Below are 22,498 nucleotides of genomic sequence, written 5' to 3' on the forward strand. Positions count from 1 at the left end.
ACACGGACCTCCCTGCTCGCAACTCCCGAAAGGGAAACGGGATACCGCCGTGTCGCAGCCGCCTCCGCCCTCGTACCCGCACCCGCCGTCCCCGCAGGGCCCCTACGGCCCGCACCCGCCCGGGTCCTGGCAGCAGCCCGTGCCGCGGCCGCCGCTCAGTGGTCTCGCGGTCACCTCGCTCGTCCTGTCCCTGCTGGTCTGTCTCGCCCCGCTGGGCCTGATCGCCGGGATCGTGGCGCTGGTGCGGATCCACCGCACGGGCCGGCGGGGCAAAGGCCTGGCCGTCGCCGGGGTGGTGGTGGGGGCTGTCGTCACGGTGCTCGCCGCCTTCCTGACCGTCATCGGCGGTGTGCGGTTCTCCACCTGGGAGTCGGAGGGCGGTTCCACGCGCGGCGCCGACCGGAACGGAAGTGCGCCGGGGTTCTCCGTCCACGACCTCGAGGACGGCGACTGCTTCACTCCGGGCGCGGGCCTGCCGACCGTCGACGGGCAGTCCATCACGGACATCTCGGCCGAGCTCGTCCCCTGCGGGTCGGCCCACCGGGCGGAGGTGTACGGGACGTTCCGCGTACCGCTCGGCAGCGCGTTCCCGGGGCCGGCCGCGATCGGGGAGGCCGCGCGCGAGGGATGCGCCCCGCTCCTGGCCGACATCGCGCCGGACCCCTGGGAGCTCCCCCGGATACGCACCTTCTTCTACTTTCCGCAGGTGGACCGCTGGAAGAGCGGGGACCGTACGGTGCTGTGCTGGGTGGCGGACCCGTCCGGAGCGCTCGACGCCTCCGTCCGGCAGGACCGGAGCCGTTGGGACGCCGCACAGCTGGCGTACCTCGACGCCCTCCGCCCGGCCAACACGGCGCAGTTCGGCAAGCCGCCGCAGGGCCCCGACAGCGACTTCGCCGGGGCGAAGGCCTGGTCCGGGCGGGCGGCCGGCAGTCACGCCGAATCCGCCCGGCTGCTCCGCGCCGCCGCGCTCCCCGAGTCCGCCCGCACGCCGGTGGCCGCTCTCGCGGACGGGTTCGAGGCCTCCGCGGCGGCGATGCGCCGCGCTTCGGCCGCCCCGACCGTGGATGCCTTCAAGGAGCAACTGACCCTCACCCGGGGTGCGATCACGCCCGCGATGGAGGCGGCCGCCCGGAAGGCCCTGGGGCTGGAACTGCCCGGCGGCTCCGGCCTGTCCGCCTGACCCGGCCGCCGGACGGCTCTCGCGCCCGCACGCCCCGCGCAGCACACTGGGCGCGACAGGCCGGAGCTCTCGGAGGGGGACACACATGCGGGACAGCCATCGGGCCGAAGCCGAACGGCTGTTGGTGCGCGCCGTGGAGGAGGAGGCGCGGCGCACCGGCGGGCTGACGGACTCCGGCGCGCTGATGGCGCGGGCGCGGCCGGCGCTCGGCACCATGGCGGCGGCCGCGGACGAGGAGTACGCCGCGTACACGCGGGCGCTCGAAGCGGCGGAGGCGGGAGCGCAGCCGCTGTCGCGGCGTTTCAGCCGAACGACGCTCGGAACACCGCTCCTGGTGACCGGAGTCGCCGCCACCGCGGCGTTCGGCGCCGATCTGGCGCTGGGCACGGCGGCCGGGATCGCCCTCGGCGCGGGCGCCGCCGTCGCGGTGGCCGGCGCCGCCGCGACCGTGGCCCGGGTGACGGCGTCGCACTGGCCCGCCGCCCACCGCCGGGCCGGTGCGCTGAACCAGCCGGGCGGCCCCGAACAGCTGCGGCTCCAGTGGCTGACGGCACTGGAGGTACGGGGCATCCGCCCCTACCTCGACCAGCAGCGGATACTCACCGCCACCGCCCGCGCCCCGAAGAACGCCGCCCCCGTCGCAGGACAGCTGCGCGGCCAGGACCGCAGCGCCGCCGCCCGTACGCGGGCGCTCCTGGGGCAGTCCTTCGGCCAGCTGCCCACCGCCGAGGGCCCGGTCGCCGGCCGCCGCACCGAACTGGCCCGGATCGCCCAGTGGGTGCACACGGCCCGCGCGTCGGCGGAGACCAGGCCGACCGTCGTCGTGCTGCACGGCGCCCCCGGCTCCGGGCGCACCGCCCTCGCCGTACAGGCGGCGCACGCGCTCAAGGACCAGTTCCGCGGGGCCTGCGTCGTCGATCTGCGCGGCGATGTCGCCGGGGAGAGTCCGCTGCCCACCCGTGACGCGCTGCTGCACCTGCTCAACCGGCTGGGCGCGCCCCGCGAGCAGCTGCTGTTCCGGGACGGGGCCTCGGCCGGGCAGCAGGTGCGGCGGCTCGGCGAGCTGTACCACCAGCACCTCACCGGCACTCCCGTGACGATCGTCCTGGACGACGCGACGGACGCCGGCCAGGTCCGCACGCTGATCCCCGAGCGCTCCGACAGCCTGGTGATCGTCACCTCCCGCGAGCCCCTGGAACTGCCGGCCGACACCCCGGCCTGGGTGCACCGGCTGCCGGTCGAGGGGCTCGACGCGGCGGGCGCGGAGGAGCTGCTGCGCGAGAGCGACCAGGACGAGGAGGACGGGCCGTACGACTACCCGTCCACCGACAGCGTGGTCGAGCTGTGCGGCGGGCTGCCGCTGGCCCTGCGCGTCGCGGGCTCCGCACTCGGCGGCCGCACCCGCGCCGCGCTCGCCGCCGGTCTCGCCGCGTACGACGGGGCGGGGCCGGTCGAGCGGGCCCTGTGGCTGCGCTACACCGACCAGTCCGAGCAGGCCCGGCAGCTGCTGCGGCGGCTCGCGCTGGCGGGCCGGGCGAGCCTGGGCGCCGCGGCGGCGGCCTCGCTGCTCGCCGCCGACGAACAGGAGGCCGGGCGGCTGCTGACCGAGCTGTCGCGGGCCGGGCTGCTGTCCCATGTGCGCGGTTCGCGCTACCGGCTGCACGATCTCGTACGGGCCTTCGCGCTGGCCCGGCTGCTGGACGAGGAGGAGCCCGCCGAGCGGACCGCCGCCCAGGAACGGCTGCTGGCGAACTACGCGGAGCTCGCCGACGCGGTGATCCGGATGGTGGACGGCAAGATGTCCACCCGCGCCGGACAGTTCGGCCCGCACGGCTTCACGTCCCTGGACGCGGCCCTGCGCTGGCTGGACGAGGAGTCGAGCTTCATCACCTCGGCGCTGCGCCACGCGGAGGGGGTGGACCAGGGTGCGGTGCTCCGTCTGCTGGGCGCGCTGTGCGACTACTGCCTGCTGCGCGGCGACCTGTACCGGCTGGGCGAGATCAGCGAGCTGACGCGGGCCGTGGACAAGGGCCTGCTGGAGCGCTCCGTCCAGTGGCGCACGGGCATCGCGGCCCGGCAGCTCGGTGAGCTGGACAAGGCCCGCACCACGCTGTCCTCGGTCGTCGGCCTCTACCGCGAGGCGCACAACGACGCCGGGGAGGGCCTCGCCCTGTGCTCGCTGGGCATCACCCTGCACCACCAGGGCAACCTCACGGAGGCGGCGGAACGGCTGCGCGAGGCGCTCGCCCTCCAGGCCCCGGACGAGCAGGCCGGGGACCGCGCCTGGACCCTGCACGCCCTGGCCGCCGTCGAGCGCGACCGGGCCGGTCTGGCGGAGGCGCTGGCCCTGCTGGAGACCGCGCTGACCCTGCACCGCGAGGGCGAGTCCCTGCACGGCGAGGCCTGGACACGCTTCCAGCTCGGCCAGGTGCGGCTGCGGACCGGCGAGGTGGCGGCGGCCGAGGAGGCGCTGCGCACCGCGCTGGAGCTGTACGGGCGCACCCGGGACGAACGGGGCGAGGCGTGGGCCCTGACCCAGCTGGCCCGTGCCCGGCTGCTGGACGGCGACCCGGGCACCGCGGTGGAGCGGCTGCGCGACGCGCTGGCCCGGCACCGGGACAACGAGGACGCGCGGGGCGAGGCGTGGACGCTCTACTACCTGGGCCAGGCACTGGAGGAGGACGGTGACACCGGGCAGGCCGTACGGGAGCTGGAGCGGGCGCGCACGATGTTCTCCCGGATGCGGGACGTGTACGGGCTGGCGTGCGCCCGGCACCACTCGGGCCGGGTCACCCGGGATCAGACGGCGGCCCGGACCGGGAGCCTGCGCAATTCCGGTTTCGCCCGTCAGCTCCTGATGGACGCGCGGGCGGACTTCCGGCGCATCGGCGTGGCGCACGGGGAGGCGTGGGCCTGTCTGGAGCTGGCGCTGGTCGACGCGGGCAACGGCCGGGCGGCCCAGGCGCTGGAGCTGTGCGGGGAGGCGGCCGAGCTGTTCGACTCGTACGGGGACGGGCGCGGCGGCGACTGGGCCCGTTTCCTGCGGTGCACCCTGCTGCCGTACGCCTCGCCGGGCGGCAGTGAGGTGGGCACGGTGGTGGCTCAGCAGGAACTGGCGGAGCTGACCGAGGCCACGCACCCCGCGCGGGACCCCCGGCTGACGGACTGCGCGCGGGCGTACGCCCTCGCCCTGGACCGGGGCGTGGACCTGGACGACGGCTGGCAGGCCTGGCGTCTGGGCCTGACGCCCTCCCGCCACGCGCGGGAGATCATGGGCGTCCGGGTGCCGGCGACGCCATGAGCCGCTGGTGAGGCATGGGCCGGCCCCGGGCGCGCTCGGCCGGCGAGCGCGCCCGGAGACCGGTCACGGCACGGAAGGGTGTCCCGTGATCCGCGCCCGCCGGGGATGACGGGACAGCCGTCAGGTGCGCGGCGCGGTGGCGGCCTCCGCCGCCGTCCCGTCCGGGACGGCGTCCGGATCCGGCGCCTCCACGAAGTTGACCTTGCCCATGTGGCGGTTCATCGACTTCATCAGCTGCCACACGCCGACGGCGAGTGCAGCGAAGACGAGGAAGCCGAGAACGCCGGGAGTCACCTTGTTCTTGTCGAGCTCTTCGGCGGCGAGCGGGACGAGGTGCGTCAGTGCCTGGGTCGCGTACATATCAGGCATTGTCGCGGATGCCCGCGAAGAGGTCGCTCTCGGGGAGGGAGGTATCGACCAGAGACTTGGCCAGCTCGTACTCCTCGGTCGGCCACACCTCCCGCTGGATGTCCATCGGCACCCGGAACCAGCCGCCGTCCGGATCGATCTGCGTCGCGTGCGCGATCAGCGCCTTGTCGCGGATCTCGAAGAACTCGTCGCACGGAACATGCGTGGTCAGCGTGCGTTCGTCGCGCTCGAACTCCTTCCAGCGCTCCAGCCACTCGCCGTACGGGGACTCCAGCCCGCGGGCGAGGAGCGCTTCGTGCAGGGCGACGGTGCGCGGCCGGTTGAAGCCCTGGTTGTAGTAGAGCTTCTGCGGCTGCCAGGCCGGACCGAACTCGTCCTCGGGGAACCTGTCCGTGTCGGCCGCACCGTCGAACGCGATCATCGTGATCTTGTGGGTCATGATGTGGTCCGGGTGCGGATATCCGCCGTTCTCGTCGTACGTGGTGATGACCTGCGGCCGGAAGGCGCGGATCTTCGACACGAGACGCCCCGCCGCCGTCTCGTCGTCCTCCAGCGCGAAGCAGCCCTCGGGCAGCGGCGGCAGCGGGTCGCCCTCGGGCAGCCCCGAATCGACGAAACCGAGCCACTCCTGCTTGACGCCCAGGATCTCCCTGGCCTCGTCCATCTCCTTCCTGCGCACCTCGTGGATGTTCTCCTCGATGTACGCGTCCCCCTGGAGCTTCGGATTGAGGATGGAGCCGCGCTCGCCCCCCGTGCAGGTCACGACCAGCACGTCCACCCCCTCGGACACATACTTGGCCATCGTGGCCGCGCCCTTGCTCGACTCGTCGTCGGGGTGGGCGTGAACGGCCATCAGGCGCAGCTGCTCAGTCAAAGCTTCGATCCTCAGTGATTGGTCGCATTGTGCGGCTTCTATAGTGACCGAACCGGGGGGTGGAAAATTCCTCGATCCCCGGTACAGGAGGAACGATCATGACGGCGGTTCGTGAGGCCACGCCCGAGGGGCGCTACGGCCGGACCGAGGATCAGCGCGCCGACCGCAGGCTGAAGATCATCGGGGCGTCCCTGGGAGTCGTCCTGCTCGGAGTGGTCGCCTGGATCGGTTTCGACTACGTCGGCGGCAAGGGCATCAGCGCCGAGGTGATCAAGTCCAAGATCGTGTCGGACACCCGGGCCGAGGTCCATCTCGAAGTGCGCAAGGACCGCGACGGCGGCGGCTACTGCACGCTCCGCGCGCTGAGCGAGGACGGCCGGGAGGTCGCCCGCCGGGACTTCCGCTTCGATCAGCCCTCCGACCGGATCGACGACGTCGTGACCCTGCGTACGACGTCCAGGGCGACCGCGGTCGAGCTGATGGGCTGCACGGCGGGCGGCGGGTCCTCACGTTGACGGTTCCGGCCCGTCCCTGAGTTGCTCCGTCCGGTGCTGACCTGCCCGGATGCGGGATTGATGTTTTACCTTCTCCCCCTTTTCCTGGGGAATTGTTAGGCTCGTGGTTTCGCCCACCCGTGGAGGCACATGCTTCTGGGTAGGGCGATGCTTTGTATTCCCAGTACCGACGAGGAGCACCTGTGACCCAGACCAGCGAAAACGTCACCTGGCTCACGCCGGAGGCGTACAGCCAGCTCAAGGCCGAGCTGGAGCACCTGTCTGGTCCCGCGCGCACGGAGATCGCCGTAAAGATCGCGGCGGCCCGTGAGGAGGGTGACCTCCGGGAGAACGGCGGGTACCACGCGGCCAAGGAGGAGCAGGGCAAGATGGAGCTGCGGGTGCGCCAGCTCACCCAGCTCCTGGAGCACGCGAAGGTCGGCGAGGCCCCCGCCGACGACGGCGTGGTCGAGCCCGGCATGGTCGTGACGATCGCCTTCGACGGCGACCCGGACGACACGCTGACCTTCCTGCTCGCCTCCCGCGAGTACGCCAGCTCGGACATCGAGACGTATTCTCCGCAGTCCCCGCTGGGCACCGGCGTGAACGGCAAGCGGATGGGCGACGACGCCGAGTACGAGCTGCCGAACGGCAAGACCGCCACGGTGAAGATCCTCAGCGCGAAGCCGTACACCGCCTGAGCGGGGACCTCCCCGTGAAGAAGCCTCCGGTCCGATGGGCCGGAGGCTCCTTCGTATCCGCGGGCTCCTCACGGGCCCGCGGGCGACCGCTCCACCGGCGCGTCGGCCGTTCCGCCGCCCGTCGAACGCCGCGCGTCGGCCGTTTCGCCGTCCATCGCACCGCCGCCCGGCGGACCGCCCCCGGGGTCAGACCGTGGCCCGCCGGTACTTGCGTACGGACAGGGTCCGGAAGACCACCAGGATCAGCAGCGACCACAGCAGCGAGGCCCAGACCGGGTGCACCATCGGCCAGGCGTCCGACGGAGACACGCCCGGGTTGCCGAAGAGCACGCGGCAGGCCTGGACGGTCGCGCTGAAGGGGTTCCACTCCGCGATCGGCTGGAGCCAGCCCGCCATGTTCTCGGTGGGCACGAACGCGTTCGAGATGAACGTGACGGGGAAGAGCCAGATCAGCCCGCCCGATGTCGCGGCCTCGGGGGTGCGCACGGTGAGTCCGATGAGCGCCCCGATCCAGGAGAAGGCGTAGCCCAGCAGCAGGAGCAGCCCGAAGGCTCCCAGCACCTTGCCGATGTTCTCGTGCGTGCGCCAGCCGACCAGCAGGGCGACGATCGCCAGGACCACCAGGGTGAGCGTCGTCTGGACCAGGTCGGCGAGGGTACGGCCGGTGAGGACCGCGCCGCGCGCCATGGGCAACGAGCGGAAGCGGTCGATGAGGCCCTTGTGCATGTCGTCGGCGATGCCCGCTCCGGCGCCCGCGGTGGCGAAGGTGACGGTCTGCGCGAAGATGCCCGCCATCAGGAAGTTGCGGTACTCGGTGGCGTCGGTGGAGCCGGCGATCACCAGCGACCCGCCGAAGACATAGCTGAACAGCACGACGAACATGATCGGCTGCACCAGCCCGAAGATGATCATCTCCGGGATGCGTGCCATACGGATCAGGTTCCGGCGGGCGATGACGAGCGAGTCGCGTACGGACTGCCCGATGCCGCCTTCGGGCCGGTGGCCCGCCGGCCGGGGGGCGGGCTCGGTGAGCGCGCTCATGTGCCGGACTCCTTCCGGTTGTTCCCGCTGTTCCCGTCCCTCTCCAGCTCCGCGGCATGCCCGGTGAGCGAGATGAAGACGTCGTCGAGAGTGGGGCGGCGGAGCCCGATGTCGTCGATCTGGACGCCGCGGGTGTCGAGATCGCGGATGACCTCGGCGAGCAGACGGGCCCCGCCGGTCACCGGGACGGTCAGCCTGCGGGACAGCTCGGCGACGGTGACCTCGCCCGCGCCGAGGTCGCCGAGCACCGTCCGGGCGGGTTCGATCTGGTCGGGCCGGTGGACGACGACCTCGACGCGCTCACCGCCGATGCGGGCCTTGAGCTGGTCGGCGGTGCCGCGGGCGATGACCTTGCCGTGGTCGATGACACAGATGTCATGGGCCAGATGGTCGGCCTCCTCCAGGTACTGCGTGGTCAGCAGCAGCGTCGTCCCGCCCGCCACCAGCTCCTGGATGACCTCCCACAGCTGCTGGCGGTTGCGCGGGTCGAGCCCCGTCGTGGGCTCGTCCATGAACATCACGGGCGGCGAGACGACGAGCGCGGCGGCGAGGTCGAGACGCCTGCGCATGCCTCCGGAGTACGTCTTGGCCGTGCGGTCGCCCGCGTCGGCGAGGTTGAACCGCTCCAGCAGCTCCCCGGCCCGGACCTTCGCGTCCCTGGAGCTCATCTGGTAGAGCTGCCCGACCATCCGGAGGTTCTCGCGGCCGGTCAGATACTCGTCGACGGCGGCGAACTGGCCGGACAGCCCGATCGAGCGGCGTACCTCGTTGGGTTTCCTCAGCACGTCGATGCCCGCCACGACGGCCCTGCCGCTGTCCGGCCGGAGCAGTGTGGTCAGCACGCGTACCGCGGTCGTCTTGCCCGCGCCATTGGGCCCGAGGAGGCCCAGTACGGTGCCCTCCGGTACGTCGAAGCCGACGCCGTCCAGTGCTCGTACGTCACCGAAGGTCTTCACCAGGTCTTCGGCGTAGATCGCTCCCGGCATAGGGGATCCCCCGGTTGCTCTTGGGTGGCTTCCTCTGCCAGATCCTAGGTACGGGGGTCCCCGCGCGCCCGGCGAACGCCGTCGCGGCGGTCCGGGCCGGGCCGGGCCGGACCGGCCCCGGAACCGCTCGGCTCGGCCCGGCTCAGCTCAACTCGGCTCAGCTCATGACGAGGTAGCCGGCCCCGCGCAGGGTCGCCGCGACCTCCTCGCAGTGCTCCGGGCCCTTGGTCTCCAGGTGCAGTTCCACCTCGGCCTCGGTGAGCCCCAGCCGGGGATCGGTCCGCACATGGCTCACGTCCAGGACATTGGCGTCCGCGAGGGACAGCGCGGCCAGCAGCGTGGCCAGCGCGCCGGGGCGGTCCGTCAGCCGCAGCCGCAGGCTCAGATAGCGGCCGGCGGCGGCCATGCCGTGCCGCAGGATGCGCTGCATCAGCAGCGGGTCCACATTGCCGCCCGACAGCAGGGCGACGACCGGCCCCCGGAACCCCTTCGGATCGCTCAGCAGCGCCGCCACCGGGCTCGCACCGGCCGGCTCGACGACCAGCTTCGCCCGCTCCAGGCAGAGCAGCAGCGCACTGGACAGCTCGTCCTCGGTGACCGTACGGACCTCGTCGACCAGCTCCTCGACGATCCCGAACGGTACGTCGCCGGGGCGCCCCACCCTGATGCCGTCCGCCATCGTCTGCGTCGACTTGAGCGACACCGGCCGGCCGGCCTCCAGCGACGGCGGGTAGCAGGCCGCGCCCGCCGCCTGCACCCCGACGATCCGTACGTCCGGGCGCACGGCCTTCACCGCGACGGCGATGCCCGCGGCGAGACCGCCGCCGCCGATGCCGACGACGATCGTGCGGACCTCCGGGCACTGCTCCAGGATCTCCAGGCCGACGGTGCCCTGGCCCGCGATGATGTCCGGGTGGTCGAAGGGGTGGATGAAGACCGCGCCCGTCCGCTGCGCGTGGTCCTCGGCGGCGGCCAGGGTCTCGTCGACGACATGGCCGTGCAGCCGGACCTCGGCCCCGTACTCCCGGGTCGCCGCGACCTTCGGCAACGGCGCGCCCACGGGCATGAAGACCGTCGACCGCACGCCGAGGAGGGACGAGGCGAGGGCGACACCCTGCGCATGGTTGCCGGCACTCGCGGCGACCACCCCGGCCGCCCGCTCGACGGGGCTGAGGCCCGAGATCCGTACGTACGCGCCCCGCAGCTTGAACGAACCGGTGCGCTGAAGGTTCTCGCACTTGAAGTGGACCGGCGCGCCCACCAGGCCGGACAGATGGCGGCTGCCCTCCATGGCGGTCACCCTGGCCACACCGGCCAGCATCTTCCGTGCCCCGCGGATGTCGTCGAGGATCACGGGAGGAAAGGAGCCCGGTGCGCGGTAGGTCATGACAGCAAGTCTTGCAGCTCGGGCCCGTCCGGGCCGACCTGTCTCACGGCGCCTGCGGTGTTGTCCACAGGTTTGTGCAGCGCTGGTACGCGTTGCCCCGTGGCCGCGTACTCTGTCCCCCACCCATCCGACACCGCACGAAGAGAGCCCCCGGCCATGCCCCCTCAGGACATGACGACTGCTGCGTCTCCTTCCGGGGGCGCCGTCCCCGAACACCCGGGTCCCGACCGCCTGCTCGATGCCCTCCAGCACCAGGTGGCCGTCTTCGCCCGCCGTGCCGAGCAGACCCGCCTCGGCGGTGTCGGCCAGGTCCGCAATTCCATGGACCGGGCGGCGTATCTGCTGCTGAACCGGCTGGACCGGGAAGGCCCGATGGGCGTCAAGGCGCTGGCCGCGGGGATGGGGATCGACTCCTCGACCGTGACCCGGCAGGTCGCCCCGCTCGTCGACACCGGCCTGGTCAAGCGCACCTCGCACCCGGAGGACGGCCGGGCCGTCGTGCTCCAGCTGTCGCCGCGCGGCCAGGCCCGCCTGGACGAGGTCCGCGCCTCACGGCGCGAGCTGATGTCCCAGGTGACCGAGGAGTGGAGCGCCGAGGAGCGCGACACCTTCTGCGCCCTGCTCACCCGGTTCAACGCGGCACTGGCCGCACGCCAGGCCGCCCACCTGAGCCCGCAGGACAGCTGAGGCCCCGGGCCGCGCCGGTCACCGTCGGCCCCCGGTTCGCGCACGCCCCTTGACCGGGGGGCCGTTCGGGGTCTCCGATGAGGCATGCGAGTGCCGCACACGGACCGGCAGAGCCGCCGCGCCCAGGAGTTCGAGGACTTCGTCGCGGGCGCGGCGGGACGTCTGCTGCACACGGCCACGCTCCTCACCGCCGAACCGGCCCACCCGCCCGGTGCCAACGTGCGGGCCGAGCGGCTGCTCCGCGCCGCGCTGGCCCGTACGTACGCCGGCTGGGACCGGCTGTGCGGCGAGGACCCCTACGACCGCACCCGGCAGGACCTGGCCGTCCGCTTCGCCCGGGAGGCCCGGCACCACCACCGCCCGCGCGGCGGCCTCCTGGAGCGGCTGACTCCGCAGGAACGCCTCGTCCTCGTCCTGCGCCTGTACGAAGGCGTCGCGGAGGAACAGACCGCGTCGCTGCTCGGGCTGCCGCCCGACCGGGTACGGGCGATCTGCACCCGGGCGGTCACGGCGCTGCGCTCCGGCCCCGGGTCCCCGGCGGCCCGGCCATCCGCACGGCGTCCGCGGACCCCGGCATGAGCCCGGGGAGCGGCCCCGACCGCAAGGTGGACCAGGTCCGCCGGATGCTGGCGGGCCCGCATCCACGGGTCCCGGCCGATCTGGCGGTGCGGGCGGCGGAGAAGGGGGCCCGGCTGCTGAGGCGCCGGCGGACGGTGCACCGGCTGGCGATGTGCCTGCTGGCCGTGGCGGTGATCGCGTTCGCGGTGTGGGCGGCGGTGGAGCAGCCGTGGGTGGTCCCGCCCGCCGAGACGACTCCGCCCCTGGAGGGCTGGTGAACACCCCTGGAGGGCTGGTGAACACCCCGGGAGGGCTGGTGAACACCCCGGGAAGACCGGCGCACGGCCCCGGAGGCCGGTGAACACCCCGGGAAGACCGGCCCGCGACCCGGGGAGGGCCGGTGAACGGATCTATCCTGGAAGAGCCGGTCGACGCCCCACACGAAGGAGGCCGTCATGACCAGGAAGATCGCCGACTGCCGCAAGTACCCGAGCGTCTCGAACTGCTCCCTCACTATTTCCGGTGAGGAGGAGGAAGTCGTACGCGCCGCTTCCGAGCACGCCGTCTCCGTCCATGAACACACCGACAGCCCCGAACTGCGTGAGCAGGTCAGGGCCTCGCTGGAGGACGAGAAGGCCACCGTCTGACATCCCGCGCGGTGCCCGCCCGGAACGGACGGGCACCGTCGTGCACAGGGACGGAATCCCTGCCGGGCGTGCGGATCAGCCGAGCGCCTGGGTCAGGTCGGCCAGCAGGTCGTCGCCGTTCTCGATGCCCACCGAGAGACGGACCAGGTCGGCCGGTACCTCCAGCGGGGAGCCCGCGGCGGAGGCGTGCGTCATCCGGCCCGGGTGCTCCAGGAGCGACTCCACGCCGCCCAGGGACTCACCGAGCGTGAAGAGCTTCGCGCGGTTGCAGACCGCCACGGCCGCTTCCTCGCCGCCGGCGACCCGGAACGACACCATGCCGCCGAACGCCTTCATCTGCTTGGCGGCCACCTCGTGCCCCGGGTGCTCCGGCAGACCCGGGTAGAGGACCTGGGTCACCTTGGGGTGGCGGGTCAGCAGCTCGGTGACCTTGGCGGCGTTCTCCGTGTGCCGGTCCATGCGGACCGCGAGGGTCTTGATGCCGCGCAGCACGAGCCAGGCGTCGAACGGTCCGGCGACGGCGCCCATCGCGTTCTGGTGGTACGCCAACTCGTCGGCCAGTTCCTCGTCGTTGACGATCAGCGCGCCGCCGACGACATCGGAGTGCCCGCCCATGTACTTGGTGGTGGAGTGCACCACGACGTCCGCGCCGAGCGCGAGCGGCTGCTGGAGGTAGGGGCTGGCGAACGTGTTGTCGACGACGAGGCGGGCCCCCGCCTGCCGGGCCACGCCCGCGACGGCCTCGATGTCGGTGATCCCGAGCAGCGGGTTGGACGGGGTCTCGACCCAGACCGCCTTGGTGCGCGGGGTGATCGCGGCCCGTACCGCCGCCACGTCCGAGGTGTCGGCGACCGAGAACTCCACGCCCCAGCGGGAGACGACCTTCGCGAACAGCCGGAACGTGCCGCCGTACGCGTCGTTCGGGATGACCACATGGTCGCCGGGGGTCAGCAGCGTACGGAGCAGGCAGTCCTCGGCGGCGAGGCCGGAGGCGAAGGCCAGACCGCGCCGGCCGTTCTCCAGGGCCGCGAGGTTCTCCTCCAGGGCGGTACGGGTGGGGTTGGCGCTGCGGCTGTACTCGTAGCCGCCCCGGAGTCCGCCCACGCCGTCCTGCTTGTACGTGGACACCTGGTAAATGGGCGGAACCACGGCGCCGGTGAGGGGATCGGCGGTGTTTCCCGCGTGAATCGCGCGGGTCTCAAAGCTGTGCTGGTCGCTCATGAGGCCCGAGCGTAGTTCGTCGGGAGGGCCCGCACGGGCCACTGCGCCGTCCGGTGACAATGGAGCCATGGAGATTCTGTGGTTCCTGCTCGCGCTGTGCATGTTCGCCGCCGTGATCGGTCCGATCATGCTGCGCCGTCGCGGCGGTATCCGCCAGGTCGCCCCCGGCTCCCCGGACGCGGCCGACCCGGACACGTACGGCTTCGTCCGCCAGGAGGAACTGGACGTCCGGATGCCGGGCCCCGACCAGGACCTGCTCGATGTCCTGGACGTCGTCCAGCGCACCCAGGACTGGCGGGCGGCCGCACAGCTGCTGGCCGGTACGCCGAAGGAGGGCGAGGTGCGCTGGCAGCGGGTGCAGGCGTTCGCGGGCGCGGCCTCGCTGGAGCTGGCGCGGCAGCCGGGCGTGGGCGGGGCATGGCTGCGCAACTGGCGTTCGGAGTCGGCCAAGGACGCGGGCGGCGCCGCGGTGCACGCCGAGTTCCTGGTGCAGCAGGCGTGGCGGTCCTCCACCGCGGGCTCCGACGACTTCCGGATCATCCTGGAGGAGGCCCGGACGGTCTGCGGCGAGGCCGCGCTGCTGGCGCCCGGTGACCCCGTCCCGTACATCGTCGAGCTGGCCGTGGCCCGCGGACTGGGCTACTCCCACGAGCAGTTCGACCAGCTCTGGGCGAAGATCATCGACCGGGCCCCGGCGCACATGGGAGCGCACATCGCCGCGCTGCACTTCTGGTGCGAGAAGTGGCACGGTTCGCGCGAGGAGGCCGAACGGTTCGCGACCACGGCCGCCGCCCGCGCCCCGCGGGGATCGCTGCTCGCCGCGCTGCCGCTGTTCGCGGTGTACGAGCATCTGCCCGAGGTCAACCTGGTGCAGGGCTTCTACCGGGGTGCCGTGGTGACGAAGGCGGTCGAGGGGGCGCTGTTCGCGGTGCACGCGGCCCGTGCGGACGACCCGATGCTCGCGCATGTACACCATCTCCTGGTGCTGTTCCTCGTCCGGATGGAACGCTGGTCCGAGGCGATGAACCAGATCGTCCGCATCGACGGACACGTGGGCGCGCTGCCGTGGACGCAGGACCCGGACCCGGCGGCCGAGTACACGGTCTACCGGGCGCTCGCGGTGGCCGGCTACGAGGCGAACGGCGGCAGCCCCGCGACGCTGCCGAACTGACCCGTCACACCCTTCCCGTACGTCCGGACGCGGACTCCTCCCTGGGCCTCCGATCACGGACGCCCCCGGGCCTCCGGCCACGGACTCCTCGTGCGGACCGGACCGGTACCCCGGGACCGGACCGGTACCCCGCACGGCACGGCTGATCCCGCTCGTCATGATCGCGCCCGCGTCCGGCTCGGGCTCCGGCTCGGGGCGGCCCCTCGGCGGGCGGCCCCTCGGCGGCCCCCCCTCGGCGGGCGGCCCGGAATCCTGACCGCCCTGCCTTTGTTGTACGAAGCGTCCCCGCACCCGGCCCCCGGAGGAGCCCCCCGTATGTTCCTGAACAGCCGTACCCCCGAGCTCCCCACCCGCGAGCAGGCCCTGCGCGGCCGTCCCACCCCCGGATTCACGGTGCCCTCCCGCCACACGGTCCTGGGCAATCCGCTGCTCGGCCCCTACCCCGAGGGCCTGGAGGTCGCGGACTTCGCCCTGGGCTGTTTCTGGGGTGCCGAGCGCAAGTTCTGGCAGACGGAAGGGGTCTGGACGACCCTCGTCGGCTACCAGGGCGGTTACACCGAGAACCCCACGTACGAGGAGGCCTGCTCGGGCCTGACCGGCCACACGGAGGCCGTCCGGGTCGTCTTCGACCCGAGGACCGTCACGTACGCGGAGCTGCTCAGGCTCTTCTGGGAGTCCCACAACCCGACCCAGGGCTTCCGCCAGGGCAACGACGTGGGCACCCAGTACCGCTCGGCGATCTACACCCACTCCCCCGAGCAGGCGGCGGCGGTGGCCGCGTCCCGCGAGGCGTACCAGCGGGTCCTGACCGGCTCCGGCTTCGGGACGATCACCACGGAGATCCTCCCGGCGGAGGGCCGGCCGTTCTGGCCCGCGGAGGCATATCACCAGCAGTACCTCGACCGCAACATTAACGGCTACTGCGGCATCGGCGGGACCGGCGTTTCGTGCCCGATCGGGGTGGCTCCGGCGTCGTCGGGTGAGTGACCGCCCCTCGGGGTGAGCACGTGCGGGAAAGCGGCGGCGGCAGGTCTTCGGGCCTGCCGCCGCCGCTTCCGTGCTCCGGGCCGCTCTGCCGGTGGCGAATCTGCTGTGGGCCGAGAAATGCCCGGTGGCGGCGCGGGCGGGTCAAGAGTGGAGGGAACGCGGCGGTCACTGCCGCACCACCCCACCGGGAGGACCGATGTCGCCACACCCCGCCCCATATCCGCGCGCCGCGTCGGAGGACACGCCCTCGACACGGTTCGACGACCATCTCGCCGCACAGCTCCTGACCCAGCGGATCGTCTTCCTCGGCACACAGGTGGACGAGGTCTCCGCGAACCGGGTCTGCGCGCAGTTGCTCCTGCTGTCGGCGGAGGACCCGCGGACCGATATCAGCCTCTGCATCAACAGCCCCGGCGGCTCGGTGTCCGCCGGGCTCGCGATCTACGACACGATGCGGCTGATACCCAACGACGTCTCCACGCTCGCCATGGGGTTCGCCGCGAGCATGGGGCAGTTCCTGCTCACCGTCGGGACGGCCGGGAAGCGTTTCGCGCTGCCCAACGCGCGGATCATGATGCACCAGCCGTCCGCCGGGATCGGCGGCACCGCGGCCGACATCGCGATCCAGGCGGAGAACCTGGAGTTCACCAAGCGGGCCGTCGAGCGGATCACCGCGGAGCACACTGGTCGGAGCGCGGAGACGATCTCCCGCGACGGTGACCGCGACCGGTGGTTCACGGCCGAGCAGGCGAAGGAGTACGGCATGGTCGACCGGGTCGTCGACACGCTCGACGACGTACGGCCGGCGGGTCCGCGGCGACGGGTGGGACTCTGACATGGGCCAGTACACGATTCCGAACGTCGTCGAGCGCACCCCGCAGGGCGAGCGGTCCTACGACGTGTTCAGCCGGCTCCTGTCGGAGCGGATCATCTTCCTCGGTACGGAGATCGACGACGGGGTCGCCAACGTCGTCATCGCGCAGCTCCTCCATCTGGAGTCGTCGAGCCCGGACACGGAGATCGCGATCTACATCAACTCCCCCGGCGGCTCGTTCACTTCGCTGATGGCGATCTACGACACCATGAGCTTCATCGCCTCGCCCATCTCGACGTTCTGCGTGGGACAGGCCGCCTCGACGGCGGCGGTGCTGCTGGCCGGGGGCGATCCCGGGCGGCGGTTCGTGCTCGAACACGCCCGTGTACTCCTGGGACAGCCGGCGAGCGGCGGGCAGCAGGGGACGGTCTCGGATCTGCGCGTGCACGCCAGGGAGATGCTCCGGATCCGCTCCGAGGTCGAGGACGTGCTCTCCCGGCACACGGACCACGATCCCGCGACGCTCCGCGCGGACATGGACCGGGACAAGATCTTCACCCCGCACGAGGCGGTGGCCTACGGGCTCGCGGATGAGGTGCTCAGCCGGAGGATCCCGCTCAGGGGCTGAGAGCCGCCGGGGGAGGGCGGGGCCCGCGAAGGACGGGGGCGTACGGCGGGGGGCGGAGGCGTACGGCGAGGGACGAGGGCGTACGGCGGGAGCGGAGGGCCGGAGGCGTACGGCGGCGGGAGCGGAGGGCCGGAGGCGCGCGGCGGCGGGAGCGGAGGGCCGGAGGCGCGCGGCGGCGGGGCGGTACGGGGGTCCGCCCCGCCGCCGTACGCCCCGCGCTCAGGCCGCCAGGCGCACCTCGCCCATCGGGGCCCGGGACGGACCGGCGACGCGGACGGGGCGGGTGGCCAGGGGGCGCACCGAGGTCAGCCGGATCAACTCGCCCCGGGCCAGGCCGAGGAGATCGGCGAGACCGAGGCCGAGCGCGTGTGCGGCTGCCGCGAGGACTTCCGACGAAGCCTCCTTGCGGCCGCGTTCCACCTCGGAGAGATAGGCCATCGAGATCCGTGCGGCGTCGGCGACGTCCTTGAGCGTGCGCTCCTGCGCCAGGCGCTCGCGGCGCAGGACCTCCCCGACGATGTCGCGCCACAGCGGCTCTCTGGGCGCGGGCGCGGCGGGCGCCGCGGGGGCGGCGGTGGCCGGAGGGGCCGCGGGGACCGGGCGCAGGGGGATGACGCGGGCTTGGTTCGTCGCTTGGGTGCTCACCGCTCCAGAGTAGGAGTGCCCCGCCCGGCCCGCACCGCACGGGCGTTGCGCGCCGGGCGGATCTGCTGTCGGCGAAGTCCCGTGACACGCGGACGCCTCGCGGGAAAGGCATCGGAGCCCTGCCCGCGAGGCGCGTACGGAGAGGATCAGATGAGGCCCTGCGCGAGCATGGCCTCCGCGACCAGTTCGAAGCCCGCGATGTTGGCGCCCACCACGTAGTTGCCGGGGCTGCCGTAGCGCTCGGCGGTGGTGTAGCAGGAGTCGTGGATGTGGCGCATGATCTCCGCGAGCCGCTCCTCGGTGTGCGAGAACGACCAGGAGTCGCGGGACGCGTTCTGCTGCATCTCCAGTGCGCTGGTGGCCACCCCGCCCGCGTTGGCCGCCTTGCCGGGAGCGAAGGCGACGCCGGCCTCCTGGAGGACCCGGACGGCGTCCGGAGTGGTGGGCATGTTGGCGCCCTCGGCGACAGCCTTCACCCCGTTGCGCACGAGGGTGAGGGCGTCGGCCTCGTGGAGTTCGTTCTGGGTGGCGCAGGGCAGGGCGACATCCACGGGCACGGACCAGACACCCGTACCGGGTACGAACCGCGCGTGCTCGCCGCGGCGTTCGGCGTACTCGGAGACCCGGCCGCGGCCGGCCTCCTTGATCTCCTTGAGGAGGGCGAGGTCGATGCCCTTCTCGTCGACGACATAGCCGTCGGAGTCGGAGCAGGTCACGACGGTCGCACCGAGCTGCTGGGCCTTCTCGATGGCGTAGATGGCCACATTGCCGGAGCCCGAGACGGCGATGCGCTGGCCGTCGAGCGAGTCTCCCCGGCTGCGCAGCATCTCGGCGGTGAACAGGACGCAGCCGTATCCGGTGGCCTCGGTACGGGCCTGGGCGCCTCCCCAGCCGAGGCCCTTGCCGGTGAGCACACCGGACTCGTAGCGGTTGGTGATCCGCTTGTACTGGCCGAAGAGGTAGCCGATCTCCCGGCCGCCCACACCGATGTCACCGGCGGGGACGTCGGTGTACTCGCCCAGGTGGCGGTGGAGTTCGGTCATGAAGGACTGGCAGAACCGCATGATCTCCGCGTCGGAGCGGCCCTTGGGGTCGAAGTCCGCGCCACCCTTGCCGCCGCCGATGGGCATGCCGGTGAGGGCGTTCTTGAAGATCTGCTCGAAGCCGAGGAACTTCACGATCCCGAGGTTGACCGAGGGGTGGAAGCGCAGCCCGCCCTTGTACGGTCCCAGGGAGCTGGAGAACTCGACCCGGAAGCCGCGGTTCACATGGATGTCGCCGGTGTCGTCCGCCCACGGCACCCGGAAGATCAGCTGGCGCTCCGGCTCGCAGACCCGCTCGATGATGCGCGCGTCGACGAACTCCGGCCGCCGTGCCAGCACCGGGCCGAGGGTTTCGAGAACCTCGCGTACCGCCTGGTGGAATTCGTTCTCGCCCTGGTTGCGCCGCAGGATCTCGGCGTAGAGCGGTTCGATGACGCTGTGGTCCGCGTCGCGGGGGAATGACGGGGCGGGGCTGGCCGGCATCTGATCAAGACCTTCCATGGGGGTCGGCGACAGGCACGTCGACGCCCCCGTCCCGAGGGGTGACGCACGGACCGTTGTACGGCGCAATTGTCCCAGAGCTGGCCGATGATCTTCGAAGGCATCCACATATTGGCCTCCATCGACCGCTTTGGCCGCCACGGGGTGCTTCTCGCACGTACCCGGTCCGCAGTCTCCGTAGTCACGGGAGCCGTGGTCACCTGAGCCGGGACGGCCACGGTATCCGCGTTCCCGCACCCGCCGGGACCCGCCCGCCCCCTCAGGATTCACGGGCCCCTCAGGACTCGCGCGGGCTCCGCAGCATCCAGAGCCCGACCCCGGACCCGATCACGACGACGCCCGCGGTGGCGCTCATCACGATCTGGAGGACGCTTTCCTCCACCACGAAGTTGATGAACAGGTTCGCGACGAGAGCGGCGCACAGTACGAGCCAGAGCAGGGCCTTCATGGTGTCCTCCGTGTTGGGGTGATGCGTCAAGTCTCCCGGCCGGCGGCCCCCACCACGAGGGAGCCGTCCCCCCGGACGGGGTGTAGCCACCTACACCCCATGGCCGCATCCGGGAACGGTGTGTCGCCTCGTCGCACCGACGCTCATGCCCCCTGTGACCATTAGGGTCTGGGCGATGGGGATCACCGAGGGCATCCGCACACACCCGCCCGGCCCGCTCGCCGGCGCCGCCGACAACGGGCGCGGGGCGCTCCTGCGGGTGCCCCTCCTCGCGACGCTGGCCGTGGTGCCGCTGTACGCGGTGTGGGCGGCGGTCCTGGCCACCGGCGGCGGGGACCTGGCCGCACAGTTCGCCTGGGCCGAATTCGCGGCGCGGCATCCCTGGTCCGCGTACAACCTCTCCTGGTACGGCGGCATGCACACCGCCAACTACAGCGTGCTGACCCCGCCGTTGATGGGGTTTGCCGGGGTGCGGGCGGTCTCCGTCGGCGCCGGGCTGCTCGGGTCGTGGGCGCTGGGGCGGCTGTGTGTGCGCACCGGGGTGCCGTGGCCGCTGGCCCCCGCGGTGCTGGGGTCGCTGCTGCTCTGGTGCAATGCCGCCTCCGGGCGGACGACGTTCGCGCTGGGGCTGGCGTTCGGGATGGTCGCGCTGCTGTACGTGCGGAACCGTCCGGTGCTCGCGGCGGGCTGCGGGCTGCTGGCGACGGCCGCCAGTCCGGTGGCGGGGCTGTTCCTGGTGGTGGTGGGTGCGGCCCATGGGCTCGACCGGCAGTGGCACCGGGCCCTGGCGCTGGTCCTGCCGCCCTTCGCCGTGGTGGCCATGACCACCGCGCTCTTCCCGTTCACGGGCGAACAGCCGATGCCCGCCGGGAAGTTATGGATGCCGCTCGCCGCCTGCGCGGCCGTGTGGCCGGCGGCGCCGCGCGACGGCGGCTGGCGGGTGGTGCGGTTCGCGAGCGCCGTGTACGCGCTCGGGGTCGTCCTGACCTTCTTGGTGCCCTCGCCCATCGGGACCAACGTGGAGCGGCTGGTGGGGGTCGCCGGTCCGCCCGTGCTGCTGTCCGCCCTGCTGACGCGCGTCCGCCGCGAACGCGGTACGGGACATGAGCGCCGTACGGGACGCGAACGCCGTACGGGACACGAACGCGGTGCAAGATGCGGGCGGCGCACCGTGCGGCGGGGGCGCGTCCTGGTTCTGGCGGCACTGCTCGCCGTCACCACGGGCTGGGTGGCGGACAAGACCGGTGACGATCTGGAGGTCTCCAGCGCCGTGCCCTCCTGGGCGGCGCACCCCGAGGGGGCGGTCGCCGCACTGCGCCGGCTCGGCGCGGACCGCACCCGGGTCGAGGCCGTCCCGGCCCGCAACCACCGGGAGGCCGCCGCACTCGCCCCCCACGTGCGCCTGGCCCGTGGCTGGAACCGCCAACTGGACGTGGAACGCGGGCGGCTGTTCTACGACGGCACCCTGACCCCCCTCACGTACCGCCGCTGGCTCGACCGCTGGGCCGTCGGGCTGGTGGTGCTGCACAGCGGGCGCCCGGACGGTCCGGCGGAGGCGGAGGCGGAGATCGTGCGGCGCGGCACGGACTGGCTGGAACCGGTCTGGCAGGACGCGGACTGGCGGATCTACCGGGTCCGGAACGCGGTGCCGCTGGTGTCCGCGCCCGGTGCCGCGGTGCGCGGGGACGCGGCCTCGCTGGTGGTGCGGATGCCGGCGGCCGGTTCGGTACGGGTACGGATCGCCTACTCCCCGTGGCTGCGGGCGGACGGCGGCGGGTGTGTGCGCCGGGACGGCGCATGGTCACGGCTCACGGTGGACCGGGGCGGTGACTACCGGCTGGACGGGCGCTACCGGCTGCCGGGTACGGGCAGGAACGCGGGTACGGGCGCGGGCTGCGGATAGTCCGTACCACCCCGGGAATTCCTTGCCATGGAGGCAAGGAAGTGGGGTCACCGGCCCGCGCTGTGCGATGTTGATCCGATGTGCGAGGACTTACCTCCGGGAACCGGCGCGCAACAGCCGACAATCGGCCATGATGCCGTCATGACGACGCCATGGGAGCACCGGAACGGCCAACGCCCGTACGGACCAAGGCCGTTGGATGTACATAAGGCAACGGCGCACCCCCCGCGCCGGAACCCCGCGCCACCGATTGGCGCGCCCCGCGGCACCGTCCACCCGCACCGCGCGGCGCCCCCGCGGCCGCCCGGACCGCTGAGACCTCCACCCCGTCTGCCCTCGGCGGCCGGGGACATGCGGCGGTATCTCGCGGTCGGGCTCGACTCCTACCTCTGCCTGCTGGCCGTCGGACTGCTGGTCCGCCCCTATCTGGACGCGACCGGTGCCGGCCGCGCGGCCGCGCTGCTGGTCGTCCAGGCGCTGGCTCTGTCCTTCACCAACCAGGTGCTCCTGACCGCCGCGGTCCGGGCGAGCGCGGGAAAGCTGATCATGGGGGTCCGGGTGATCGGACTGCCCGACGCGGGCCGGCCCGGCTTCCGGCAGCTGGTGCGGCGCTGGCTGTACGGCCTGTTCTGGCTGCCGTTCCAGCCCTGGCGCGGGCTGCGCGCACATGCCCCCGGGCGGACCCCCGACCGCCCGGGGGCGGCCGGACCGGGCGCGGCGCCGGGTGTGCTGTGCCCCATCGCGGACGCCGGACCGCAGCACGAGGATCTGGTGGGGCTCCGCCAGATCAGGCACCGGGACCTGCTCTGCTACCGGGCCGCCGTGGCAGCCCGGACGGAGTGAGCGCGGTACGGGCGGAGTGAGCGCGGTCCGGCGGAAGGCCGGCGCCTCACGGTCCGGCGGAAGGCC

General features: G+C 72.7%; 23 protein-coding genes. 14 read left to right on the forward strand and 9 right to left on the reverse strand.

Going from position 1 to position 22,498, the window contains the following annotated elements; translation table 11 throughout:
- The first annotated feature begins 49 nt into the window (after positions 1–49).
- Together ACIGJO_RS14175 and ACIGJO_RS14180 are read left to right on the forward strand one after the other, a co-directional pair.
- Positions 50–1,183, forward strand: a complete 1,134-nt coding sequence (locus tag ACIGJO_RS14175; protein WP_399957110.1) for a DUF4190 domain-containing protein — start codon at positions 50–52, stop codon at positions 1,181–1,183.
- Between the two features lie 85 nt (positions 1,184–1,268).
- Complete coding sequence (locus ACIGJO_RS14180) at positions 1,269–4,484, forward strand: tetratricopeptide repeat protein (RefSeq protein WP_399957113.1); 3,216 nt, start codon at positions 1,269–1,271, stop codon at positions 4,482–4,484.
- 120 nt (positions 4,485–4,604) lie between these two features.
- Here the strand turns inward: ACIGJO_RS14180 and ACIGJO_RS14185 are convergent, their stop codons facing one another.
- Together ACIGJO_RS14185 and mca are read right to left on the reverse strand one after the other, a co-directional pair.
- A complete protein-coding gene (locus tag ACIGJO_RS14185; RefSeq protein WP_399957116.1) occupies positions 4,605–4,844 on the reverse strand; it encodes a hypothetical protein in 240 nt (79 codons plus the stop codon).
- 1 nt (position 4,845) lies between these two features.
- Positions 4,846–5,727, reverse strand: coding sequence for a mycothiol conjugate amidase Mca (gene mca, locus ACIGJO_RS14190; protein ID WP_399957119.1), 882 nt, complete (start codon positions 5,725–5,727; stop codon positions 4,846–4,848).
- 98 nt (positions 5,728–5,825) lie between these two features.
- Between mca and ACIGJO_RS14195 the strand changes: the two genes are divergently transcribed.
- Together ACIGJO_RS14195 and greA are read left to right on the forward strand one after the other, a co-directional pair.
- Positions 5,826–6,242 carry a DUF4307 domain-containing protein gene (locus tag ACIGJO_RS14195; protein WP_399957121.1) on the forward strand — a complete coding sequence of 139 codons (417 nt, stop codon included), beginning with the start codon at positions 5,826–5,828 and terminating at the stop codon, positions 6,240–6,242.
- 182 nt (positions 6,243–6,424) lie between these two features.
- The gene (gene greA, locus ACIGJO_RS14200) at positions 6,425–6,922 is read left to right on the forward strand and encodes a transcription elongation factor GreA (protein ID WP_399957124.1); all 498 of its coding nucleotides are present in this window, start codon (positions 6,425–6,427) and stop codon (positions 6,920–6,922) included.
- 186 nt (positions 6,923–7,108) lie between these two features.
- Here the strand turns inward: greA and ACIGJO_RS14205 are convergent, their stop codons facing one another.
- From ACIGJO_RS14205 to ilvA, 3 genes are all read right to left on the reverse strand, one after another.
- Positions 7,109–7,963 (reverse strand): ABC transporter permease, encoded by an 855-nt coding sequence (locus ACIGJO_RS14205; RefSeq protein WP_399957127.1) that lies wholly within the window; start codon positions 7,961–7,963, stop codon positions 7,109–7,111.
- Positions 7,960–8,949, reverse strand: a complete 990-nt coding sequence (locus ACIGJO_RS14210; protein WP_399957130.1) for an ATP-binding cassette domain-containing protein — start codon at positions 8,947–8,949, stop codon at positions 7,960–7,962. Before ACIGJO_RS14210 ends, ACIGJO_RS14205 begins: the two co-directional genes overlap by 4 nt.
- 157 nt (positions 8,950–9,106) lie before the next feature.
- A complete protein-coding gene (ilvA, locus tag ACIGJO_RS14215; RefSeq protein WP_399957133.1) occupies positions 9,107–10,336 on the reverse strand; it encodes a threonine ammonia-lyase in 1,230 nt (409 codons plus the stop codon).
- A 156-nt stretch (positions 10,337–10,492) separates the two neighbouring features.
- Here ilvA and ACIGJO_RS14220 point away from each other — a divergent pair, with 156 nt between their 5' ends.
- The 4 genes from ACIGJO_RS14220 (at position 10,493) to ACIGJO_RS14235 (ending at position 12,228) form a co-directional block, all read left to right on the forward strand.
- The gene (locus tag ACIGJO_RS14220; protein ID WP_329946367.1) at positions 10,493–11,023 is read left to right on the forward strand and encodes a MarR family transcriptional regulator; all 531 of its coding nucleotides are present in this window, start codon (positions 10,493–10,495) and stop codon (positions 11,021–11,023) included.
- Between the two features lie 84 nt (positions 11,024–11,107).
- Entirely contained in the window at positions 11,108–11,602 is a 495-nt protein-coding gene (locus ACIGJO_RS14225; RefSeq protein ID WP_399957137.1) for a sigma factor-like helix-turn-helix DNA-binding protein, read from the forward strand.
- Positions 11,599–11,859, forward strand: a complete 261-nt coding sequence (locus tag ACIGJO_RS14230) for a hypothetical protein (protein ID WP_399957140.1) — start codon at positions 11,599–11,601, stop codon at positions 11,857–11,859. The genes ACIGJO_RS14225 and ACIGJO_RS14230 overlap by 4 nt, the downstream gene beginning before the upstream one ends.
- A 177-nt stretch (positions 11,860–12,036) precedes the next feature.
- Complete coding sequence (locus tag ACIGJO_RS14235; protein WP_399957143.1) at positions 12,037–12,228, forward strand: DUF1059 domain-containing protein; 192 nt, start codon at positions 12,037–12,039, stop codon at positions 12,226–12,228.
- A gap of 75 nt (positions 12,229–12,303) precedes the next feature.
- Here the strand turns inward: ACIGJO_RS14235 and ACIGJO_RS14240 are convergent, their stop codons facing one another.
- On the reverse strand, positions 12,304–13,449 hold the full coding sequence (locus ACIGJO_RS14240) for a cystathionine gamma-synthase (RefSeq protein ID WP_399957146.1): 1,146 nt from the start codon (positions 13,447–13,449) through the stop codon (positions 12,304–12,306).
- 67 nt (positions 13,450–13,516) lie between these two features.
- On the opposite strand from ACIGJO_RS14240, the gene ACIGJO_RS14245 reads away from it, so the two are divergent.
- The 4 genes from ACIGJO_RS14245 to ACIGJO_RS14260 all read left to right on the forward strand — a co-directional run bounded on the left by ACIGJO_RS14245 (position 13,517) and on the right by ACIGJO_RS14260 (position 17,049).
- The gene (locus ACIGJO_RS14245; RefSeq protein WP_399957149.1) at positions 13,517–14,620 is read left to right on the forward strand and encodes a hypothetical protein; all 1,104 of its coding nucleotides are present in this window, start codon (positions 13,517–13,519) and stop codon (positions 14,618–14,620) included.
- Between the two features lie 315 nt (positions 14,621–14,935).
- Positions 14,936–15,607, forward strand: a complete 672-nt coding sequence (gene msrA, locus ACIGJO_RS14250; RefSeq protein WP_399957151.1) for a peptide-methionine (S)-S-oxide reductase MsrA — start codon at positions 14,936–14,938, stop codon at positions 15,605–15,607.
- A 196-nt stretch (positions 15,608–15,803) separates the two neighbouring features.
- Positions 15,804–16,442 (forward strand): ATP-dependent Clp protease proteolytic subunit, encoded by a 639-nt coding sequence (locus ACIGJO_RS14255; RefSeq protein WP_399957154.1) that lies wholly within the window; start codon positions 15,804–15,806, stop codon positions 16,440–16,442.
- A 1-nt stretch (position 16,443) separates the two neighbouring features.
- Complete coding sequence (locus ACIGJO_RS14260) at positions 16,444–17,049, forward strand: ClpP family protease (protein WP_399957157.1); 606 nt, start codon at positions 16,444–16,446, stop codon at positions 17,047–17,049.
- A gap of 219 nt (positions 17,050–17,268) precedes the next feature.
- On the opposite strand, the gene ACIGJO_RS14265 is transcribed toward ACIGJO_RS14260, so the two are convergent.
- From ACIGJO_RS14265 to ACIGJO_RS14275, 3 genes are all read right to left on the reverse strand, one after another.
- Positions 17,269–17,694, reverse strand: a complete 426-nt coding sequence (locus ACIGJO_RS14265) for a helix-turn-helix domain-containing protein (RefSeq protein ID WP_399957160.1) — start codon at positions 17,692–17,694, stop codon at positions 17,269–17,271.
- Positions 17,695–17,840: 146 nt separating this feature from the next.
- A complete protein-coding gene (gene gdhA, locus ACIGJO_RS14270; RefSeq protein ID WP_399957163.1) occupies positions 17,841–19,220 on the reverse strand; it encodes an NADP-specific glutamate dehydrogenase in 1,380 nt (459 codons plus the stop codon).
- Between the two features lie 295 nt (positions 19,221–19,515).
- Complete coding sequence (locus ACIGJO_RS14275; protein ID WP_399957166.1) at positions 19,516–19,716, reverse strand: hypothetical protein; 201 nt, start codon at positions 19,714–19,716, stop codon at positions 19,516–19,518.
- Between the two features lie 145 nt (positions 19,717–19,861).
- Between ACIGJO_RS14275 and ACIGJO_RS14280 the strand changes: the two genes are divergently transcribed.
- Together ACIGJO_RS14280 and ACIGJO_RS14285 are read left to right on the forward strand one after the other, a co-directional pair.
- The gene (locus tag ACIGJO_RS14280; protein WP_399957169.1) at positions 19,862–21,589 is read left to right on the forward strand and encodes a hypothetical protein; all 1,728 of its coding nucleotides are present in this window, start codon (positions 19,862–19,864) and stop codon (positions 21,587–21,589) included.
- 351 nt (positions 21,590–21,940) lie between these two features.
- Positions 21,941–22,432 (forward strand): RDD family protein, encoded by a 492-nt coding sequence (locus ACIGJO_RS14285; protein WP_399957172.1) that lies wholly within the window; start codon positions 21,941–21,943, stop codon positions 22,430–22,432.
- Positions 22,433–22,498 lie beyond the last annotated feature (66 nt).

Source organism: Streptomyces sp. NPDC079020 (assembly GCF_044542225.1).
Classification (GTDB): domain Bacteria; phylum Actinomycetota; class Actinomycetes; order Streptomycetales; family Streptomycetaceae; genus Streptomyces.

Bases quoted from the DNA above. Each gene is read 5' to 3' on its own strand.
- ACIGJO_RS14180 (WP_399957113.1), top strand. From the start codon at position 1,269: ATGCGGGACAGCCATCGGGCCGAAGCCGAACGGCTGTTGGTGCGCGCC.
- ACIGJO_RS14185 (WP_399957116.1), bottom strand. From the start codon at position 4,844: ATGTACGCGACCCAGGCACTGACGCACCTCGTCCCGCTCGCCGCCGAA.
- ACIGJO_RS14195 (WP_399957121.1), top strand. From the start codon at position 5,826: ATGACGGCGGTTCGTGAGGCCACGCCCGAGGGGCGCTACGGCCGGACC.
- ACIGJO_RS14205 (WP_399957127.1), bottom strand. From the start codon at position 7,963: ATGAGCGCGCTCACCGAGCCCGCCCCCCGGCCGGCGGGCCACCGGCCC.
- ACIGJO_RS14210 (WP_399957130.1), bottom strand. From the start codon at position 8,949: ATGCCGGGAGCGATCTACGCCGAAGACCTGGTGAAGACCTTCGGTGAC.
- ilvA (WP_399957133.1), bottom strand. From the start codon at position 10,336: ATGACCTACCGCGCACCGGGCTCCTTTCCTCCCGTGATCCTCGACGAC.
- ACIGJO_RS14220 (WP_329946367.1), top strand. From the start codon at position 10,493: ATGCCCCCTCAGGACATGACGACTGCTGCGTCTCCTTCCGGGGGCGCC.
- ACIGJO_RS14225 (WP_399957137.1), top strand. From the start codon at position 11,108: ATGCGAGTGCCGCACACGGACCGGCAGAGCCGCCGCGCCCAGGAGTTC.
- ACIGJO_RS14230 (WP_399957140.1), top strand. From the start codon at position 11,599: ATGAGCCCGGGGAGCGGCCCCGACCGCAAGGTGGACCAGGTCCGCCGG.
- ACIGJO_RS14235 (WP_399957143.1), top strand. From the start codon at position 12,037: ATGACCAGGAAGATCGCCGACTGCCGCAAGTACCCGAGCGTCTCGAAC.
- ACIGJO_RS14240 (WP_399957146.1), bottom strand. From the start codon at position 13,449: ATGAGCGACCAGCACAGCTTTGAGACCCGCGCGATTCACGCGGGAAAC.
- ACIGJO_RS14245 (WP_399957149.1), top strand. From the start codon at position 13,517: ATGGAGATTCTGTGGTTCCTGCTCGCGCTGTGCATGTTCGCCGCCGTG.
- msrA (WP_399957151.1), top strand. From the start codon at position 14,936: ATGTTCCTGAACAGCCGTACCCCCGAGCTCCCCACCCGCGAGCAGGCC.
- ACIGJO_RS14255 (WP_399957154.1), top strand. From the start codon at position 15,804: ATGTCGCCACACCCCGCCCCATATCCGCGCGCCGCGTCGGAGGACACG.
- ACIGJO_RS14260 (WP_399957157.1), top strand. From the start codon at position 16,444: ATGGGCCAGTACACGATTCCGAACGTCGTCGAGCGCACCCCGCAGGGC.
- gdhA (WP_399957163.1), bottom strand. From the start codon at position 19,220: ATGCCGGCCAGCCCCGCCCCGTCATTCCCCCGCGACGCGGACCACAGC.
- ACIGJO_RS14280 (WP_399957169.1), top strand. From the start codon at position 19,862: ATGGGGATCACCGAGGGCATCCGCACACACCCGCCCGGCCCGCTCGCC.
- ACIGJO_RS14285 (WP_399957172.1), top strand. From the start codon at position 21,941: ATGCGGCGGTATCTCGCGGTCGGGCTCGACTCCTACCTCTGCCTGCTG.